The sequence below is a fragment of the Paenibacillus sp. cl6col genome, assembly GCF_900102125.1.
Taxonomy (GTDB): domain Bacteria; phylum Bacillota; class Bacilli; order Paenibacillales; family Paenibacillaceae; genus Paenibacillus_B; species Paenibacillus_B suaedae.
Window position 1 is genome coordinate 99,250 of sequence record NZ_FNAZ01000001.1, and the last position, 19,562, is coordinate 118,811.

Sequence of the window (19,562 nt, forward strand, 5' to 3'; positions counted from 1 at the left end):
TGTGCTTCCTATCTGTATACTTAGGGGGGGATGCGTCCTTCAAGTGCCATTGCTCATGTCGTGACGCACTCCCTTCCCCTTATTGCTGCAATTGTTTCGTGAATTTGTTCTTATCGCCAATCTTCACACTTACATCAATCGACTTGCCGTTGCGTACGACTTGAAGCTTAACGGTATCGCCAACCTTCTTCTTGCTAATCTGTTCAATTAGCTCTTCCTTGGTTGTATATTTAGTCCCATCCATACCGGTAATGATATCATAAGCGCGCAAATCTGCCTCATAAGAAGGGGTGCCGAACAACACTTCGCTCACGAGAGACCCCTTAATTAGATTCATACCTAATCGGTCTGCAATATCATCTGTCATCGTAATGAGTGTTGCACCGATAAACGGCAGAGGCTCCTTCGCAATCTCGCGTTTATTCTTCAAATCCTCGACAACCTTACTCATCACATTCGATGGAATCGCGAATCCAATTCCTTGCGCCTGGCGACTTACCGCTACATTCATGCCGATAACTTCGCCCTGCATGTTCAACAACGGACCGCCAGAGTTACCAGGGTTGATCGATGCATCTGTCTGAAGCAAGTGTTGGTATTCACGAGCGCTGCCGTTATCGTCAACATTGATTTTGCGTTCGCGTGCACTAAGTACACCAACGGTAACCGTATGGTCGAATCCAGACGGATTGCCGATTGCAACAAGCCAGTCTCCGATTTGCGTCGTATCGGAATTTCCTAGGCTAACGGTTGGAAGATTGCCGTCGCTTTTGATTTTCAGAACGGCCAAGTCCAAGTCCTTGCTATGTCCAAGCAGTTCTGCCTTAATCGGCTCCTTGCTCCCTTCCACCTGGACCTGAATCGTCTCCGCACCTTCAATTACGTGCTGATTCGTTAGAATATACCCTTCTTTATCAAAAATGAACCCTGTACCGATTCCAAGAGGCTGCAGCTTCGGCTTCACATCCTGGCGGGAATTGTCATTCCCATAGCCGTCTCCGAAGAATTGGCGGAAGAACGGGTCATCCATCCACGGATTGCTGCCACCACCGCTTTGCCCTCTTGTCGTTGCGAATGTCTCGATCTTCACGACCGCAGGACTAGCTTTCTTAAACACATCCGCTACACTGTTCGAGCCGTTCGGCAGTGTAGTTCCAGGCCCATTGGTTTGCACCGCATTCGCACCTGCCGCACTGCTTCCAGCCCCCTCGCCAGCAAGCGCCGTTCCGCCCGTAAACAGGTTCACCTTGTCAGCCGTAATCATAAGCGCCGAAATGACGAGCGCCCCTGCCATGAAGGAAGCAAATATTGCCTTGAAGGAAGTCCCTCTCTTGCGCTTCGAATCCTTGAAGTTCCAATCACCTTGTGGCGGAGCAGATTGGCCTCCTCCGTCACCACGCATATTCGGAGCCATATATCCACTCGCTTGAGCCCCTCCCTGCTGCGTAGCGCTGGAGAACGGAAGCGGCTTAACCGGATTGGGCGGCGTTACCTGCACATCATTCATACGTCCAGTTGGATCTGTCGATGTTGTGGTTCTCGAAGGTTCTTCTTGTTTTACAGATTGATAAGGGCCGTAGGCGTAATAGTAACGTTCATTTTGCTTGCCCAGTTCCTGTTCCTCATTCAGGCTGCCATCGCGCTCTTGTCTAGCAGCGCTGTCGTCTGATGCTGATGTATGAGAATCCTTGTCGGATGCACGAAATAAATTGCGTTTTTGTTCGTCCATTTTGCCTACCTCCTAATGTACTCGTTCAAATGAAGTATCGTAATGATATGTTTATATAATGGACGATAAACCTTAATCCTAGCTTAAAAACAATATAAAACACCATAAAAGATGATAATACAAAAGTTCGACAAAAAAACAGGCCCTTCGGCCTGTTCTGCAATTCCTGTCGACGCAATAAACAGCACAGTTCAAATCTGTTAGTGTCTAGACCTAGAATATTATATGCCTAGGCAACTGAAGTATCACGTTCACAACTACGTCTATTTACAGGATAGACGAAATTATTCGTTTTTAACCCACCCTTTACGATGAGCGAACACCGCAAGCTGTGTACGATCCTGCAGCTCACATTTCATTAGAAGATTCGATACATGTGTCTTAACCGTCTTGATGCTGATATGGAGCTCATCTGCAATATCCTTGTTCGTCTTGCCATCAGCAATAAGCAGCAGCACTTCCTTCTCCCGCTCCGTCAATCCCTCGTCATCCGGCTGAGCTGCACGCTTGCGCAGACCACGGGTCAATGCCTGCGATACTTCTCCGCTCATGACCGGTCTGCCCTGCAGCGCGCCACGAATCGCATATACCAGTTCTTCAGCCGACACCGTCTTGAGCACATAACTGACTGCCCCCGCCTGAATCGCTTCGACAACCTGCTCATCTTCCATGAAGCTGGTCAGCATGACGATTCGCAAATTCGGAAACTGTGCGATAAGCTCTCTTGTTGTCTCTACCCCGTTCAAGTCAGGCATCATCAAGTCCATAAGGATTAAATCAGGCAATGGCTCATTCCGACTAGCCATCGCTTGTATGGCAGCAATCGCTTCTCTACCACCACTAGCCTCACCAATAACTTCAATCTCCGGATCGAGCATTAAGTAAGTTTGAAGACCTAGCCGCACCATTTCATGATCGTCCACAAGAAATACCGATGTCTTATCCCCCAACCGATTCGCCTCCCGTCCGTTCTCCGTTACTCACACATTTCTGTATTAGAATGACCTCCGTCATTTGTCTGCTCTTGTATTTCTTCAAATCGAGGGATATGTACGCGTATCGTCGTTCCCGCTCCCGGACGGCTTATGAGATCCATGTGACCGCCAAGCTTATCCACCCGTTCTCGCATCGTCGTCAGTCCATAGCTCCCTGCCTTGAATGACGCACTCTGAAGATCGAACCCTTGACCATCATCTGCCACAGCAAGAATAATCTGATTCGGCGTCTCCTGCAGAGTCAAGGTAACCTTCGTTGCCTTCGCGTGCTTGACTACATTGGCCATGGCTTCCTGAATCATTAAGAAGCACTGATGCTCTTTGGCTTCCGACAATTCGCAATTTAGTTCAATGTCAATCTTACCTTGCAAGCCATTCTGTCGACAATAGTCAGGGAACCAGCGGCCCAACGCTTCTTGCAATGTCTTGCCGTCAAGCTCAAGCGGCCGAAGCTGTGCAATTAAGCCGCGCATTTGGCGCTGTGCGGTATGGGACATCTCAACAAGATGGCCAACCACCTTCTTCGCCCGATCCATATCCATATCCATGACCTTCGTCAAGGAAGAGGAAGCCATATGAAGTGCAAATAACTGCTGACTAACCGTATCATGCAAATCTCTTGCTAGACGTCTTCGTTCCTCCAATACAACAGCTTCGCATTCCCGCTCCCGATCCATCACTTGCTGCTCGGACATCTTCTGCAAGATACGAAGCTTCTGTTCCATCCCGCTTACCATCGTATTGAAGTCTTCATACAAGCGAGCAAATGACTCTTCATCGCCAAGCGGAATCCGCTCTGACCAATTGCCCTTCATCACCTGCATCATACTATCGTGAAGCACGTCCAGGCGGCGCTGAAGGCGCACGCCTGCGACATAACCCATAATGACCGATACGATGATGACCGTCACAATACCGAACAGCCACCAGTTCATCCCACTATACCAGGAACCTCCATAGACGAAGCCAATCCAGAACACACTCATGATAATGCAGCCTGAAATCACAAAGGTGAGAAGCAGCTCCCACTTGACACTCTTCGTGCTGCGAAACCATCGTGACACCATGATTGCACTACCCCACTTTCATGACCTTTACATCTCCTATGAAGGTACTAACGGAGATTTTCACTTTCTTGCCTGCTTCATAATAATAGGGAGTCTCCACTTGCAGATTGTTCATGAACCCTTCCTTCTCCTGATTGAACACTCTCACATCGCCAAGGAAGGAGCTTGAACTCACCACTACACCAAGATCCATATCATTCGGAACATATACTTTCACATCTCCTATAAAAGAAGAAACATTGATCTTCGTCTCGCCATACGACACTTGCGCCTTCGTCAAGTCGATTACCGTGTCACCAATGAAATGCGAGATGTTCATCGGCTTCAATTCCCAATAATCAGAGCCTAAATGAATATCACCGATAAAGCCTGACTTGTTCACCGTGTCGAACTTCGATCCCGAGCCCATTGGCGGAGGCGGCGGCGGTGGTGGCGGTGGTACTGATCCCTTATACGAAAATGGATCATAATCAGATGATTGGCTTTGATTGCGTCCAAACGGTTCTTTATAGCGTCTGTCGCTATCCCCGCCTACTGCCGAACCAGTCTCATCATATCCCGAAGGCGGAGGAACATCGGATACACCGTCTTTATTAAAATGCTTATTAAAGGTCTGATCAAAGTCATCATCTAATGGACGCGGTTCACTGTACGGTCGATCATGTTGTCCACCATGTTCATGCCAGTACCCTTCGTCCCAACGCTTACGATCACGATACTTATCTCTATGCCGATTTTTTCGTGGGCGAATCAACATCCCTACACCGACCATAATGAGGATAAATGGAACGAGCATCCTCATAGCTGAACCAATATCCACCGTCAGAACTCCTAAATTCGATAACTGGAAGTAGCCACCGATGGCGAGAAGGATAAGCCCCCAGAACGCCCCCTGTATAAGCGCATTGAATCCCGTTAAGATGAGGATTACCGGCCAGAATGTGCGTATCAATTCCCCAAGATCCATATCAATATAACCAAGCTGGTTAAGCATGAAGAAAGCGCCGATCGCGATTAGAAACAACCCTCCCGACCATCTGCCACGCTGATTATTCATACGGTTCCCTCCATTTCTCTACAGTCATTTCATTCTTTATGTAGTAATTGTAAGAGAAATCATGTCCATCTACCAGCGACGGAGGAAGGAAGTTCGTCTCAGTCTCGGGACCGAGGAACTGGAAATGAATTACTATCGCATTTTTCACTTCCGCAATGAAATGAAAATGGCTGCCCAAGCAAGGGGCAGCCATTCGTTACGATGCCTGGCTAAGTCTATAACTCGCCACCGCATCTTGGTGTATTATTGTTGTTGATCAGCTTCCTGCACTTTTTGCACGATGCCTTTTTCTGTTCCTTTTACAGCACCTGCTGTAGGAGCAACCTCTTGGCCAAACTCAATGTCAGCAGCGTTGCTTTGGGCTGCAAACTCACCAGAAGTGTACTTCGCGTTAGCAGGTTGCATGCGGTTCGCTTTGTTGTTCTTCGGCATTTCCATTCACCTCCTGCATCTCCGCGTTTCGGCGGTTCATATTCAGAAACTTGCGTTCCTACAGGAGATATTATGCTTAGCGCAGCACTCGATTATTCGAATGCACACCCCTAGCGCTCATCATGAAACAAAGCCCCAATTAGAGCATGGATTCCGGAATCCCTTTATTTTTAAAGACAGCTGCATTCAAATCGTCCAGCATTTGTTCCGATACTTTACCATTACCGCGTTTAATAAGCTTGACTTCCACTTCTTTCTTGCCCCACTGTCCGTATACTTGCTTCGTTGTATGGAAGAATAGATCAAGCTTCTTACCCTTAATTTTGGCACCAATATCCGTTACAATCCCATATCCATATCCCGGAATATAGAGGATGCTTCCTAATGGAAATACGGATAAATCCGCTGCGATCGTGGACACATAGTCTCGACGCACTTTAACACCGGAATAAGTAATCCCGTACTCTGGATGCCCCGGCTCCTTGCCAGTTGATTCAGCTCCTGCCGTATAGCCAGTAGCAACTACCTTTACCGATCGAATGATGCGCTCCTGCTGAGGAGCAAGCTCAGCAGCTGTGAATGTCAGTTTGGCCGCTGCAACCGCAACATGTGGACGTTCCTGCTCTTCCTTCACCTTCTGCCCTTTTACCGTCGGCAAAGGCTGCACATACACGAGCGGCAGTGTTTCAGATGCGGCGTTCAAGGTCCAGGTCAATTTCTTTGTTTGCTGCACCTGTGAGGAAGCATGAGTGGACAACGATGCTTGTGTTAACGTCCCTTGTTGATATGCACCCGCTTCTGTTGACCACGCTTGAACAGTCATTGGAGCTATAAGCATACCCGCTGCTACATACAGCACCGCTCCAGCAATACCTAACGACAACCTTGTGAATACGATAGCGCGCTTATCCGATCTCGATGTCATGTTTCCCTTCCGTTCCGAACTTGTAGTCGATATTGTAAACATATGGTTACCCCTCCCTTAGTGGGAAGGATGTCCTGCTCATTTCGCTTTTATTCATATTCAACAAAAAAGTGTCAAGCATATTGCGCTTCCGTTAGTCTTCCGTCTTTCATACGGATTACACGATCTGTGGCTGATGCAACTACCGGGTCATGCGTGACGATAACGATAGTCACTTGCTTGTCTGCATTTATCTTGCGCAGCAAAGTTACGATCGCCTCCGATGTTACCGTATCCAAAGCTCCAGTAGGCTCATCGGCCCAGATAACGCGAGGATTATGGACTATAGCGCGGGCAATTGCAACCCGCTGGGCTTGTCCTCCGGACAGTTCATGCGGCATGGCCTTCAACTTATCTGTTAGCATGACATCTTCAAGTGCCACCTTGGCAGCTTTGTGGGCAATTGACCTCTGAGCGCCCTGACTGATAAGCGGCAAGGCTACGTTATCCACGACATTCAACACAGGAATCAGATTGTATTGCTGATAGACAAAACCCATCGACGTCAATCTGAGCGCGGAGACCTCTTTTTCGCTCATTTGGTGTAATGCTTGCTTGTCGAACCAAATCTCGCCACTGTCAGCTGGCTCAATACCTGACAGCGTATAAAGCAACGTGGACTTGCCACAACCGGACGGCCCCATAATGCTCACCATCTCGCCCCTATGGATGTGTAAATCCACCCTTGAAAGTGCGACTGTTTGTGGAGCCGCTTCCATGCCGTAGTTCTTGCAAACAGCTTTGGCTACAATCATGTTCTAGAACCTCCTCACCGATTACTCTGTCCGACTGATCTGTATATGTCTTAATCCGGCTGTGCTGAATCGGTTGAACAACCAGATGAAGATCAGCAATCCGATGACGAGACCGGTCACGTTCAGATAAGGGAATGAAAACCTAACCCCCATCCACGCCAAACGCATCAGCATCTCCGAACCGAGCCTTCCGACCACAATTCCGCTAATTAACCCAACGATCCCAATCAGACAACCCTCTACGATAAAAATCTGTTTCAACGACTTGTGACTGACCCCCATCTGCCATAACATAACCAAATGGGGAACCCGCTCCTGTACTGAGCGAATCTGAATCACATACATGCCGAGCAAGGCCATAAGCATCATGAATGACATAATGTAAGAGAACAGCGTGAATTCCGCTTTCACAATCGTCGTAATGATTGCCTGATCCTCACCTGGTGTACTCACCGTAACACCAGCTGTTTTGGTAAAATGATATTTCAGTGTCTTTATGGAATCTGCCGCCGTCACATCTGTATCAGTCAACTGTAACAGCGCATAGCCTTTGGGCTCTCCAGGCCACTTATAAGCGCCGTTTGTACTATATTTATTGTAAAGTTCGTCAGCCACTATAAATACCCTGCCCATGAAGCGGTTATCATCACCAATGGCGAACGTTCCCGCTACCGTGACCACTTCCTCTCCAATCAGGTTCTCTTCTTTGGCTCCACCTTTCAATAAACGAAGCGGAATCTGATCGCCTACTCGGTACGTTCCTTCCAATTTATCATCCACGAGAACGACAGACGCTTGATCGCTCATGGCCTGAAAAACCTCCGCATCACTCTTAAATTGCGGCGCACGGGAGGCAAGCGGTAATTGGTAGCCCTCCCCTAGCCATTTTCCCCACACAACTTGCGAATATGCCCATTTGTTACCATTCGTAGGGGGTGTTACTTCTGTAAGATCAACTGCATTGTCGGAGGATGAAACTAGGATTCTGTACGCATCCATGTAGGCAGCACCTTGCACGATTTCTTGTACTTCATTCATATTGGGTTTCAGCTTCTCTTTTTCCCGCTCATCGGCATAAGACATATAGGCATCGGTAGCCATAAAAGAATCTCTCTTGTTCTGAGCGGCATAATCTTCAACATTGGAAGCGAAACTTATCATCACAATCAAACAGCAGGATAATACCGTAAACAACAAAACGATGCCAAATGAACGACTAAACCTCATATGCGGGTACTGTGTGCCTAACGTAACAGCCAATCGATCCAACCATCGATGCGGCAAGACAGAGGATGCCCGTTTCATCCAAGGTACAATAAGAAACATCAGATAAGCAGTCGTTATAATTCCAACAAGCCAACTTATAATCGAACCGAATACTTTTGCACTAAGCCTATCGTCATCTGAAAGCCCCTCTGTGGCGAAATAATTGAAATAAATGAATGCCACTGTGACAAGGAGACAACCTAAGATTTTGAGTAGACGCTTCTGTGCTAGATTCACACGATTATCCTCCTTGCCCATTAGGTGCAGAATGGATGTGCGCTTAATGAAACGCCCGACAAAACAAGCGAGGAGTAAGAAAACAATAAACATGGTCATCGCGATCCAGCATGTTGCCGTCACATTAATGTGGGGTTGGATTGGATAGGCGTAAGCGGAATACCGTTCCAGCAATTGTTCGATATAAAATACATTCACAGACAGTAATCCGAAACCGAGTACATTCCCGAGCACAACTCCTAAGATGGTAATGACCGCACACAGTAACGCACACTCACTCAAGTAGATGACAAAGCAGTTGCGGTTACTGAGTCCAAGCGATCGGAGCACGCCAAGATAATATTTGCGCCTTTCTTTCAGAATATTAAACAACTGCGCCAACAGCAAAATTCCAGCGAACAAAGAAACCGCGACAAAAAACAAAAATGGAGGCGTGAAAATACTCTGGACCATCGACATATGAGATAGCGCTTCTTTTTTGATTGCTCTCTCCGTAAGATCCGTAAAGAAGGAATTGCCTGGTAATGATGAATACATCTTGTCCGTCGCCAGTAAGATACTGTGTGCGCTTGCTTCTGGAACGCCGAATATCTGATGCGCAAGCGTATTCGAGAGAATAACTGTCCCTTGTGCCCGCACTGTTCCGCGAAAACCTGTTAATCCGCGTTCCTCTGCTATATCCCGAATCGTTACAGGCACTTCTTTCTCAGCAAACGAGATTACCATTGTTTCACCGACACCAAGTCCCAACTGCCGTGCTAGCGGAACCGATACAATCGCTTCTTCTGCTGACAGGGGATCCGTAGACCACAATGGTTGCTTCGGCTCTAATTCCCGAGCATGTTGAAAATCAAATCCTAATGCAACGATGCTATCTTCCTTAACTTCATCATTATTCCCGCTGTGCACAGAAACGACCCGAGACACATAGGGAAGACTGGCAATATTTCTGGTTTGAAGCTTCGTTTGAACATCTTTAATCTGAGCCTCGGTCAAATCAAGTCCAACACGCGAATAAATCTCTGTACCAATGGCGCCAAAGTGTTTTTCTTCCCATTGTGATTTACTATATGTAATAGAAGAAATGACAAAATAACAAGAAAAAATCAGAACGACACCGATAGACCCTATGAATACGGTGAGTAGCGTTTGCCGTATCTGGGCTATGAAATTTCTGGTTCCCATTTTCCAAAATATGCTCATAATATCACCAACCTTCACTTACGGGCGCTTATAATCTTCGTCCACCGTTCTCCATTATAGAATCAGTTGCATAGACATTTCTCTGTTCAGAATATCCGGAAGGACATCCTACTAATAGCTTAGTTTCCGTACTATTTCAGCTCCTCGATATTTACGAGAACGATAAGATGATAGATTGTTCCCTTGTAGTTGAATGACCATATTCTCGACTTCAAGAGCAGTTTCTTCGATGCTGCATGTCCTTACAAGCCGCTACTCCATCCATTATGCTAATTATAGTATAAATACTATGAAATGGAATCTGATTTCAAACAATCGGTATTTGCGATGTACCTTTTCTATAGGACATGGAGAAGACTCGAGAAACCTCAAACCCGCTGCTGAGATTGTTCCGCAACATGTAGATAGTTCTCTCGTTTTGATGATCATAAAAAAACACCCTCCTTACCATTGATAAGGAGAGTGTATTAAGCAATTCATAAAAAGCACTAAAAGGTTTAGAAAGATGGAAATGGCGGTTGCCAACGAGCCATCAGACGTATTTCCCAGCTTTTAAAGACAGAACCAAGGGGGAGAGCATGTTCTGCTCCAGTCTCTGGTAGAACCGCTATCATAACAGCTTGTCGCAAAAAAAGTCTAAATATGCTAGAAGTGACTATTATGAGAAAGAGTAACGGGACGTTCTTTCGACACCTGCCACTAATGCAGCTTCAGTACCGGCAGAGGTTCGCCTTTACTGCCTAATTTGCCAGCCAGCGCATCCTCGTGAAGGCTTTTCAACCAATTTAGTTCCGTTATTGTATATTTATAGCCTCCGTACAGCATATGCAGAACGGAACGAGGAGCATATGAAATATGCTCTTCATACAGGGCCCACATTCGTTCTGCTTCCTGCTCATAATAAGAAATGCGATTCTGAATAATCTCCATAACTATTGCCTGATCCGCATACTTCACAAAGGACAGCGCCGCATAAAAGGGATGATTCAAATGAGGCTGCTTTTTCATTTCTTCAACTAGCAGTTCTTCAAGCTCACGCTTTCCTTTTTCCGTAATGCGATAAATCGTCTTATCCGGGCGAGAACCACCGCTAACGAATTCAGCCTTTTCTATAAATTCGCCTTTGTTTAACTGGTCAATGGCATAATACAGCGACCCGTATTGAATTTTCATATAATTATGCATTTCGCGTTCTTTCATAGCCTGACTCATCTCATAAGGATGGCGATCTTGCTCCATAAGCAAACCAAGTATGGCCAGCTTCATCGACATGTGTTCCACCTCTTCCTTCATGAAACGACAGCCATTCGCAATCACGCAGGTTCTCCACCTTGCTCTGCGGCTGCCGCACTCCCATGAGAGTGTTTAGACATCATTGTAACACGTCCCATAAGCAAAATGAACAAAAGGGAAAGCACCGCGAGCGGAATGGACCATGCATAAACATGGGCAATGGAATCAGACAGCACACTGGTCAACTGTTTCAAAATTGGTTCCGGAATGGATGAACGCACTTGATCCTGCAGCAGAACCTGCGGATTGCCAAGCTGCTCCACAAGCTTTGGATCAGTCAGCACACCGCCGAAGCAATCACGTAAATAAGAGGTCTGAATACTCCCTAATATACTGATTCCGAGCGTATTGCCAAGTGTTTGAAAGAACCGCACTAGCGAATTGACTGTGCCCCGCTGCTGATAATCCACCTTATGCTGTGCCGCGATCGAGGTAACGGGGAAGGAAGCACCTATCCCCAAGCCCATCATGATCATATATACAACCATCGTAGACATGGAGGTGTCAGGCGTTACCTGTGATAAAAGCACAACAGACAGCAGCAGCAATGTTCCCGATAGGAGCATAATGTTGCGGAAAGACATCTTCCTCAGCAGAAATCCTGCCGCAACGGTGCTGCAGACGAGTGCCAGCATCATCGGCGTCAGCACTGTACTAGCATTCGTCGCGGATCCGCCCACAACTCCTTGAATGAATAACGGAATGAAGGTCGCTCCTGCCATCAACAGCATTCCAATTAGCATCCCTGCCCCCATGCTCGCGGTAAACAGCTTACTCTTGAACAAACCAAGCGGAACGACTGGCTCTGCCACCTTCATCTCAACAATGATAAATAGAACAAACATAAGGAGTGCCCCTGCAAAAAGCGAGATGATCGTCGGGGAAGACCATGCATAATCCTTGCCCCCCATCTCCAATCCGAACATGAAGCACAATATTGCAGCAACCAGCGTGAATGTTCCCAGCCAATCAATCTGCCGCTTATTGAAGCTTAGTGTCTCCTGATAGCCAAGCATAACAAGTAGAAGCGCAATCAATCCTAATGGAAGATTCACGTAGAAGATCCAGCGCCAGTGCAGGTGGTCGGAGAAAAAAGCTCCAGCCATGGGCCCAAACACACTGGATAGACCAAATACTGCCCCGAACATTCCTGTCATCTTAGCTCGTTTTCCCTCTGGGAAAATATCGAACAGAATCGTAAATACAACGGGCATAAGCGCACCGCCGCCAATACCCTGAATCGCACGATACCAAATTAATTCCTGCATCGAACCTGCCATTCCACATAGTGCCGAGCCTACCATGAATACGATGATCCCGAGCGCAAAGAATCGCTTGCGTCCGTACATATCAGATAGCTTGCCGAACAACGGCATACACGCCACGCTTGCAATCAGATAAGCCGAGAACAACCATACATACTGTTCGAAGCCGCCAAGCTTCGCAACAATCGTCGGCACGGCTGTCGATAGTATCGTCTGATCCAGCGACACAATCAACAGCCCGAGCAGAAGACCAATAACCGTTATGCGAGCACGAGAAGAAGAACCCACCCTTACCACCTCTATATTCAAATTTGAATAACAAGATCATAAACTCATTATATTCAAATTTGAATACAAAGCAACTTTTTTTATCGCATTATTTTGAAAATTTGTACGAATGCTTGTCCGTCAATGCACAAACAAAAGCCGTCAAGGAGCTTTACTCCTCGACGGCTGATTCGTTAACGATCTGCTGCCCCTCTTTTGCTTAATCTCCACATTATGATAGCGGCGACGCACAAGAACATACCGATGATTGGTTCAATCGGCGCTTGCTCACCAGTCTGAGGCAAGACGTTCGGGCGGTTCGGCTGCCGATCAACGTCCTGCTTCCCACCCAAATCGGTACCGTCCGCTTCATCCTCATTCGTTCCTTCAACTGGCTCTTTATCAGTACCTTGACCCTTATCTGGCTTCGTATCGCTATCCGGCTCTGTCGCTTCGCCTGGTTCGGGATTCGTATCGCCATCTGGATTCCCAGGTTTGGTTTCTACGATTGTACCTGGAATCGTCGGCCGTTCCTGATCGCCCGGTTTGCCTGGCTCTACAGGCGTTCCAGGATTGGTAGAACCGCCACCTCCAGGATTAGTAGATCCGCCCGTTCCCGGTTCCGGATCTGGATTGACCGTTCTTATAATAAGTCCCGCATCAATCGTTAGATCCCGTGGTCGTTCCGCCGTAAGTACGATGTTGTCTGACCAGCCATTCAGATCCGCATCAGAATCGAGTGCGCGATCATCTCCCTGATACCGTTTCGTGAACGAATACCCCTCTGGGGCAATGAATCGAATCTTATAAGTACTGAGATCCAAATCATTAAATAAGTAGTAACCAGACTGATACACGTAATCGGTCACGGCAGGATCGTAGACCGATCCCGTGACAGTCGGATCATAGACCGAATTTGTCACCGAGCTGTAATACACGGAATGAGTAACAGTCGTAGTCAGCTTCTCATTATTGTGGTTATATAATTCGACCACAACCCCATTTAATCCAGTACCATTCTCATCTTGAATCCCATTGCCGTTCGTGTCGATCCATACATATTTGCCGATGGCTCCCTTGCCAGGATTAGATGGAATATCCTTCTTAATTAGGCCTGCGTCAATGTTATGGTTTTTGCCGCCCTGCTCCAGTGTAATGATGTCTGTTCTGCCTTCCACATTAGCCTTGGAGTTCTTCCCTGGATTCGTTATTGCATCTTTCACCGTAAATGCATCATAGCCTTCCGGCAAGTGGAACGTAACGTAGTATTTGCCCGCATCCAAGCCAGTAAACAGATAGTATCCTGGCTGACTTTCGTGATTATTGCCAGTTACAGTGCTTTGTATTACCTTGCCGTCACTCTCGCGATGCAGGTCGACGCGAACGCCGTTAACACCATGATCCGGTGCTTCATCCTGAATCCCATTGCCATTTTCATCGTACCAGACGTAATCCCCAATCTCTCCCTTTGGATCGCCCTTTATCTTAATGCCGACCTTGAGCGGCTCTGCCGGGAGCATAGCCTTATCGCTAATGACCGGAGTCGCGGTGTATCCGAAGGAATTCCATGCGATCTGATCATCGCTTGCAGGCGTGTCAACAGGCGCGCGCATTGTCCATGTCAATTCCTTGGATTGGCCAGGAGCCAGTATGACATCACCAGCGAATTCGAACTTTAAGGCTCGCACCTTCGATATATCTTGCGGAGGCTCTTTATCCCAGTTGCCGCCTGTCATCGATATCTCTTCATCGACGCTGTAATATACCGTTACACCGTTCGGAGGCGATATCGGCTCCTTCAGAATCGGGGTCCACTTGCTGCCTCGCGGCGATTTGTCGATGACCCCGTGATCACCGATATGCGGAAGGGCATCTACGATCAAAAGGTTTTTGACGCCAATTGATCCCCGGTTCGTTACAGAGATCTTATACTTAAGTTCTCCGCCTGGCGCAACATTTCCGATATTTGGATACTTAGACCATTGCCCGTTATCCAAATCCCCTTGAACCCATTTTTCGGAGATCAAGCTATCGATGCCGTTCACATCAATTTTATCTCCGTTGTATACATACCACTTGCCGTTCTCTTGCTTATAGCGCTGGTTCTTGAAGTTGGTCAACCCGTTAATATAGTTGTGCCGTTCTGATGTGACCTCAACTTCATTGTAAACTTCGCCCGTCGGGGTATCCGGCTTCACTCTCGCTTCGAAGGTAAAGGTGAGCGCTTCGCCCTTCTGCAGCGTCAAGGAGTTGCTGCCTTCTGTACCCCACGCCCATGTAATCGGCGTACGCTCTTGCTGATCCTTCTTGGCTTCTGAGAACGTAGGGGCAGGCACCTGCTTGCCGTTAAGTGGCCCCAGCTTCAAGCTGTCCGGCACATATTCCAATTCTTCCGGCAGCAGATCCGTTACAACCGGGTCGCGAAACGGAACATCAATCGGACTGGCATTGGTTACAACGATCCTATAAGTTACCGTACCTCCTGGGGAAGTACTTTTTCCACTCACAACCGATTTATCCACTTCCAGCAGCGGACGCTTATCCACCGCCAATACCTTAACCCCCGTCAAATACTCGGTCTTCTCACCATTGAAGCTGTATTCCATGCTTGCATAGTTAATCGTTTGTTTCCACTGCTTCGGGTGCTGCTTGGCTTCTTCGTTCGTAGGAAGGCCGTTATTTTTGTCCAGATAAGTAAAGTCATCGTTCGGGTACTTTTCTGTCAATCGAGGGAAATCGCCATACTTATAATCATCATGTTTGACACTATCATAAGAAGTTAATTGGTAACGAAGTTCTAAAACATCATGCGAACGGAATGCAACGGGTACATCTCCCAAAACAAGGCGAATGCCTTGAATGTCAGCGTTCAGATCTGCTGCCAACAGCTTGTGTTGTGTCTTAAAATTTAATTCCTTCCATAGTTTCCAGTCGCTCTCATCAGGCGTGCTTTTCGACGTGTACTGAATTTCGTACTCATCTTTATCTGCACCGTCAAAGGCTGGAATACGGATATACTGCAATTTCATGCCCTTCGGTGTCATATCTGTCATGACGGCTTTATCTAGAGGGACATTGGCAGCATTCCCTACTCCGCCAATATAAAAGCTGACTTCCTGGCCTTCCGACAATTCCTTCTCCTGACCGCTCCAGATTTGCTTGTAAATCCATATTCCTCCGCCAGGCTGCTTGATAAAGTCGTGTTCAGCCTTCGCAGTCAGTTCCTTGGCCGCATCTCCCAAAGGCTGATAAGATGCTTTGGCCGTATTCACCACCGCTTTCGTGTTGCCGGTGCTCGGATCAATCACCTTATCTTTAGGATACAAAACCGTAACGAGTATGCTTTTGGAACGGTCCGTTATTTTCTCCTTATTGAGCTCCTTCGCATCAATCTTCCATGTCAGGGTCTGACCCTGTATGGAATCAGGCGTGGGGGCTGCCTTGGAGAATTCGGCTTCAGGCGGCAGAACGTCGGTAATCACAACATGGTCAATGTTGAGATTGCCGTCTTTGTCTGCCGGATTCTTGTTGTCCTTCAGCGTAATTTCGTAGACAACTTCCGTTCCTGGCTGCGGCTTCACACCTTCAACAGGTACGATTCGCTCCTTCGTAAGTATCCATTCCGCAGATGCCTTCCCTGTAACTGTTACAGGGTTCGATTCTACCTGCAAGCTTCCGGAATGGTGGATGAATGTTGCCGTTGCCGTTCCGGAAGTCCCGTCAGGCGTTGTGTGGTTAGGGAAATGTGCCTTCACCTGCAGTTTTCCCGTCGCGCCGGATGGGGTAGGATTTTTGAATGTAAACGTCACCTTGTCCACGCCGCCCACATTCTCATGTTTGCTTACGACATGTTCAGATCCCTGCACTTCCTCGAATACGATGCCCTCAGGCAAGGGAAGCACAATTTCCGCATTAGAATAGTCCTCTGTCGTGCTCGATAGACTGTAATCAATTGTGTAGGTAAAGGTTGCTCCTGTGAGCACAGTGTCCTTACTGCTGCTTAATCGCAATTGAATTCCTTGTGAGTCGTTACCATCTGCGTTCGCATGCGCCGAAACAGGCAGGAGCACTATGTTCAAGATGAGCAGCAGCGCCCATATTGACGCCTGCGCCCTTCTTAGTGTCCTCCTCAAATCGTTCCCTCTCCTTTCCGTAAATAAATTTGAGCCGTCTGTTTGGGAAGTTTACCCACACGAACGACTTCCTTCCTATCCTACTCAATGGCGCTGAACAAATTCTGAATGAAAGTCGGAAGCAATCTTAAGCGATATGCAAAGATAGGGGAACTGAGACTAAAATGCGAAGACAGAAAAAAGGCAGGCGATTGCCTGCCTTTGCCTTACATGAACGTAACGTTGAATTTCATCTCATGGCATATTAGCCAAACAAGCGTCCAGAGGAACTTTGACGTTCGCGTTATTGGCCCAGCACGAGATGTTCCAGCTTGCGGCCGGTCGGCGTGTTGGCCAGACCGCCTTCGGCAGTTTCGCGGAAGGAGCTTGGCATGGAACGTCCAACTTCATACATGGCCATAATCACCTCATCGGCCGGTATTCTGCTTTTGATGCCAGCTAAAGCCATATCCGCGGCAACGACCGCCGACGAAGCACCGACTCCGTTCCGCTTCACGCAAGGGACTTCTACAAGTCCTGCTACCGGGTCGCATACTAATCCCAGCATATTTTTGAGTGCAATCGCCATCGCTTCTGCCGATTGCTGTGGTGTTCCGCCTGCCATTTCCACGACTGCCGCAGCAGCCATTCCCGTTGCGGACCCAACCTCCGCTTGGCAGCCACCCGCCGCGCCCGCGATGAAGGCATTGTTCGCAATAACAAATCCAAATGCGCCTGCCGTAAATAGAAATTCAAGCATTTGCTCCCGCATAGGGTTCAGCTTCTCCTTGACGGCGAACAAAACCCCTGGAACAACACCTGCCGAAGCGCTACTTCTCTCTCCAGCATGACGCGGGATATTTTACACTGCTTTTCTTCGGCCAATCGGACAAGCTCGGCTACGCTATGGAACATGATTGTCCTCCTTCCGCGCCCATACGCTGATAGGTTTGCACTTGCCATACTTCTTTAATATGGGGGAGCGTATGCATGCGATTGATCACTGTCACATCAACCGCTTGGTCAAGCTCGATGGCCATCAAGGCGCTCTCGCCTTTACCTGAACGGGACACTTCCATATATCCGATGTTAATATGATGCTGTGCAAGCAGCGAGGTTACATTCGCCACGGCACCATGCTTGTCCTCATGCAAGACAAGCATGGCCGGGATTCTGCCAGCTGGGTTCGGATCCAATTGCTTGACTTCGCGGATTTCTATGCTGCCTCCACCGATTGACACACCGACGACTTCGATCGCTCCGACCTTGTCCCGCAACGTGAGGCGTGCCGTATTCGGATGCTCACTCTCCTCCTCTGATGTCACGAAAGTAATGCGAACACCCTGCTCTTCTGCGATGCTGAGGGCATTCGGAATTCGCTCGTCTGACGTGTCAAAGTCCAGAACTCCGCTTACGATTGCCATATCTGTCCCATGCCCTTTGTATGTTTTCGCAAATGAACCGTATAAGGTAACCGTGACGGATTCTGGCAGCCGTCCGAACAGATTGCGGGCTGCACGTCCAATTCGATTGGCTCCTGCCGTATGCGAACTGGATGGACCGATCATAATAGGGCCGATAATATCAAATACAGATGTGAACGGCATAACAATCCTCCTCTTACACAGAATTGATGAATGATTGATGCTACTAACTTCGTTATATCTTGTTCTGGTTTACGCTACTTCAGCGCCCGCCGTGGCTGCAGGCTTAGGAGCCGGCGCAGTGCCGCGAATCTCGGCGACTGTGCGAATCTTGTAGTTTTTGAAGATTCTCGACCCGATGAGACCAGCCGTGATGCCGCAAAGGGCACAAAGGGCTGCCGCAATCGTTACCGTAAGCGGGTCGTTGAAGCCGTACATGACCATGAGTCCCGCAATTGGGGTTGCCGTACCTGTCGCATTATTCGTCAGATTGAACAATGCCACGACGACCCCAGCCATCGCCCCTCCTAGAAAGTTGGTTACATACACCGGAATCGGATTGGCTGATATGATGTCTGCTTGCGTTAATGGTTCAATCGCCACCGCAATTGTGTCTTTGCGGTCACCGAACTTCATACGATGGAAAAAGACGAAGTTCATAAAGGATGATCCCATGACGGACAAGGCTCCGATGGCCATCGGCAAGCCCGTAAGTCCCAGCATGGCAGTAAGCGCCATCGAGCTGAGCGGTGCGGTTGCCACGACGGTTATGACTCCACCAAGCACGATACCCATCACGATTGGATTATCATTAGCCGCCGTCGTAATGATGCCGCCAATATTAAGCAGTGTCGCATTGACTACTGGTGTTGCTATGTTTGCTACAAATCTAACGAGCGGTGCAGCAACAATGATGCAGACGATGAGATCAAGTCCATCCGGGACTTTCTTTTCAATCAGTTTGACAAGGAATGATACGAGATAACCGGCAATGAAACCAGGCAGCAATCCTGTTCCCGCACAAGCTGCCCCAAGCAGCAGAGCATAGACAGGGGAAACGCCCATTGCAAGCGCTACCAATGCAGCTGCGGCCACACCGCCCATACTGCCGGAAGCGAGCCCAACCTCCTTGGCAAGACTGAAGCCAAACAAATCGCCACCTACATAACTTTGAAATGCTTCTACCAAAAAACTGGCAACTGCCGCATTTGCTAGGGCTCCCATTGCCTTCATGCCGTTAGGTGCTTTGAAGCTGAAAAGGGAGAAAAGGGACAATACAAGCAATAGTAGGGCTGTACCGATTACGATGTCCATACGTGACGCTCCTCCTTCATGGGTACAAAGTGTAGTAACCGCTTACAAAACATTAAAAGTACATTTATACTGCGACAAGATTGAAATACATTTTAAATGAATGAATGATTATTAGTTAATAAACTCAAAAATAATTGAGTCTATCAACTTCAATTTGATTGTATCAACTTTTCTATATTTAC

General features: G+C 47.9%; 14 protein-coding genes and 1 pseudogene. All 15 read right to left on the reverse strand.

Features of this window, described 5'->3' with window-relative positions:
- Nucleotides 1-79: 79 nt before the first annotated feature.
- Nucleotides 80-1,729 (reverse strand): S1C family serine protease, encoded by a 1,650-nt coding sequence (locus BLS15_RS00390; RefSeq protein ID WP_090509301.1) that lies wholly within the window; start codon nt 1,727-1,729, stop codon nt 80-82.
- Nucleotides 1,730-2,013: 284 nt separating this feature from the next.
- Entirely contained in the window at nt 2,014-2,679 is a 666-nt protein-coding gene (locus BLS15_RS00395; RefSeq protein ID WP_021254001.1) for a response regulator, read from the reverse strand.
- A gap of 26 nt (nt 2,680-2,705) precedes the next feature.
- Entirely contained in the window at nt 2,706-3,791 is a 1,086-nt protein-coding gene (locus BLS15_RS00400) for a HAMP domain-containing sensor histidine kinase (protein ID WP_021254002.1), read from the reverse strand.
- 7 nt (nt 3,792-3,798) lie between these two features.
- Nucleotides 3,799-4,848 carry a cell wall-active antibiotics response protein LiaF gene (gene liaF, locus BLS15_RS00405; RefSeq protein ID WP_021254003.1) on the reverse strand — a complete coding sequence of 350 codons (1,050 nt, stop codon included), beginning with the start codon at nt 4,846-4,848 and terminating at the stop codon, nt 3,799-3,801.
- A 243-nt stretch (nt 4,849-5,091) separates the two neighbouring features.
- The gene (locus BLS15_RS00415; RefSeq protein ID WP_021254005.1) at nt 5,092-5,280 is read right to left on the reverse strand and encodes a hypothetical protein; all 189 of its coding nucleotides are present in this window, start codon (nt 5,278-5,280) and stop codon (nt 5,092-5,094) included.
- 139 nt (nt 5,281-5,419) lie between these two features.
- On the reverse strand, nt 5,420-6,247 hold the full coding sequence (locus tag BLS15_RS00420) for a 3D domain-containing protein (protein ID WP_021254006.1): 828 nt from the start codon (nt 6,245-6,247) through the stop codon (nt 5,420-5,422).
- 71 nt (nt 6,248-6,318) lie between these two features.
- Nucleotides 6,319-6,999, reverse strand: a complete 681-nt coding sequence (locus tag BLS15_RS00425) for an ABC transporter ATP-binding protein (RefSeq protein ID WP_021254007.1) — start codon at nt 6,997-6,999, stop codon at nt 6,319-6,321.
- A gap of 21 nt (nt 7,000-7,020) precedes the next feature.
- Nucleotides 7,021-9,705 carry an ABC transporter permease gene (locus BLS15_RS00430; protein WP_021254008.1) on the reverse strand — a complete coding sequence of 895 codons (2,685 nt, stop codon included), beginning with the start codon at nt 9,703-9,705 and terminating at the stop codon, nt 7,021-7,023.
- Nucleotides 9,706-10,404: 699 nt separating this feature from the next.
- Nucleotides 10,405-11,022, reverse strand: a complete 618-nt coding sequence (locus tag BLS15_RS00435) for a PadR family transcriptional regulator (RefSeq protein WP_021254009.1) — start codon at nt 11,020-11,022, stop codon at nt 10,405-10,407.
- On the reverse strand, nt 11,019-12,551 hold the full coding sequence (locus BLS15_RS00440; RefSeq protein ID WP_021254010.1) for an MDR family MFS transporter: 1,533 nt from the start codon (nt 12,549-12,551) through the stop codon (nt 11,019-11,021). The genes BLS15_RS00435 and BLS15_RS00440 overlap by 4 nt, the downstream gene beginning before the upstream one ends.
- Before the next feature lie 173 nt (nt 12,552-12,724).
- Nucleotides 12,725-16,663 (reverse strand): SdrD B-like domain-containing protein, encoded by a 3,939-nt coding sequence (locus tag BLS15_RS00445; RefSeq protein WP_028531870.1) that lies wholly within the window; start codon nt 16,661-16,663, stop codon nt 12,725-12,727.
- Between the two features lie 283 nt (nt 16,664-16,946).
- Nucleotides 16,947-17,477, reverse strand: a pseudogene (sdaAA, locus tag BLS15_RS00450) (L-serine ammonia-lyase, iron-sulfur-dependent, subunit alpha); the annotation flags it as partial.
- Nucleotides 17,420-17,557 carry a hypothetical protein gene (locus BLS15_RS28810; RefSeq protein WP_155987214.1) on the reverse strand — a complete coding sequence of 46 codons (138 nt, stop codon included), beginning with the start codon at nt 17,555-17,557 and terminating at the stop codon, nt 17,420-17,422. The gene BLS15_RS28810 and the pseudogene sdaAA, both read right to left, overlap by 58 nt.
- Nucleotides 17,542-18,249, reverse strand: a complete 708-nt coding sequence (gene sdaAB, locus BLS15_RS00455; protein WP_028531869.1) for an L-serine ammonia-lyase, iron-sulfur-dependent subunit beta — start codon at nt 18,247-18,249, stop codon at nt 17,542-17,544. The genes BLS15_RS28810 and sdaAB overlap by 16 nt, the downstream gene beginning before the upstream one ends.
- Nucleotides 18,250-18,318: 69 nt before the next feature.
- A complete protein-coding gene (locus BLS15_RS00460; protein WP_028531868.1) occupies nt 18,319-19,380 on the reverse strand; it encodes a PTS sugar transporter subunit IIC in 1,062 nt (353 codons plus the stop codon).
- Nucleotides 19,381-19,562: the final 182 nt, after the last annotated feature.

Bases quoted from the DNA above. Each gene is read 5' to 3' on its own strand.
- BLS15_RS00430 (WP_021254008.1), bottom strand. From the start codon at position 9,705: ATGAGCATATTTTGGAAAATGGGAACCAGAAATTTCATAGCCCAGATA.
- BLS15_RS00425 (WP_021254007.1), bottom strand. From the start codon at position 6,999: ATGATTGTAGCCAAAGCTGTTTGCAAGAACTACGGCATGGAAGCGGCT.
- BLS15_RS00400 (WP_021254002.1), bottom strand. From the start codon at position 3,791: ATGGTGTCACGATGGTTTCGCAGCACGAAGAGTGTCAAGTGGGAGCTG.
- BLS15_RS00415 (WP_021254005.1), bottom strand. From the start codon at position 5,280: ATGCCGAAGAACAACAAAGCGAACCGCATGCAACCTGCTAACGCGAAG.
- sdaAB (WP_028531869.1), bottom strand. From the start codon at position 18,249: ATGCCGTTCACATCTGTATTTGATATTATCGGCCCTATTATGATCGGT.
- BLS15_RS28810 (WP_155987214.1), bottom strand. From the start codon at position 17,557: ATGTTCCATAGCGTAGCCGAGCTTGTCCGATTGGCCGAAGAAAAGCAG.
- BLS15_RS00390 (WP_090509301.1), bottom strand. From the start codon at position 1,729: ATGGACGAACAAAAACGCAATTTATTTCGTGCATCCGACAAGGATTCT.
- BLS15_RS00460 (WP_028531868.1), bottom strand. From the start codon at position 19,380: ATGGACATCGTAATCGGTACAGCCCTACTATTGCTTGTATTGTCCCTT.
- liaF (WP_021254003.1), bottom strand. From the start codon at position 4,848: ATGAATAATCAGCGTGGCAGATGGTCGGGAGGGTTGTTTCTAATCGCG.
- BLS15_RS00420 (WP_021254006.1), bottom strand. From the start codon at position 6,247: ATGTTTACAATATCGACTACAAGTTCGGAACGGAAGGGAAACATGACA.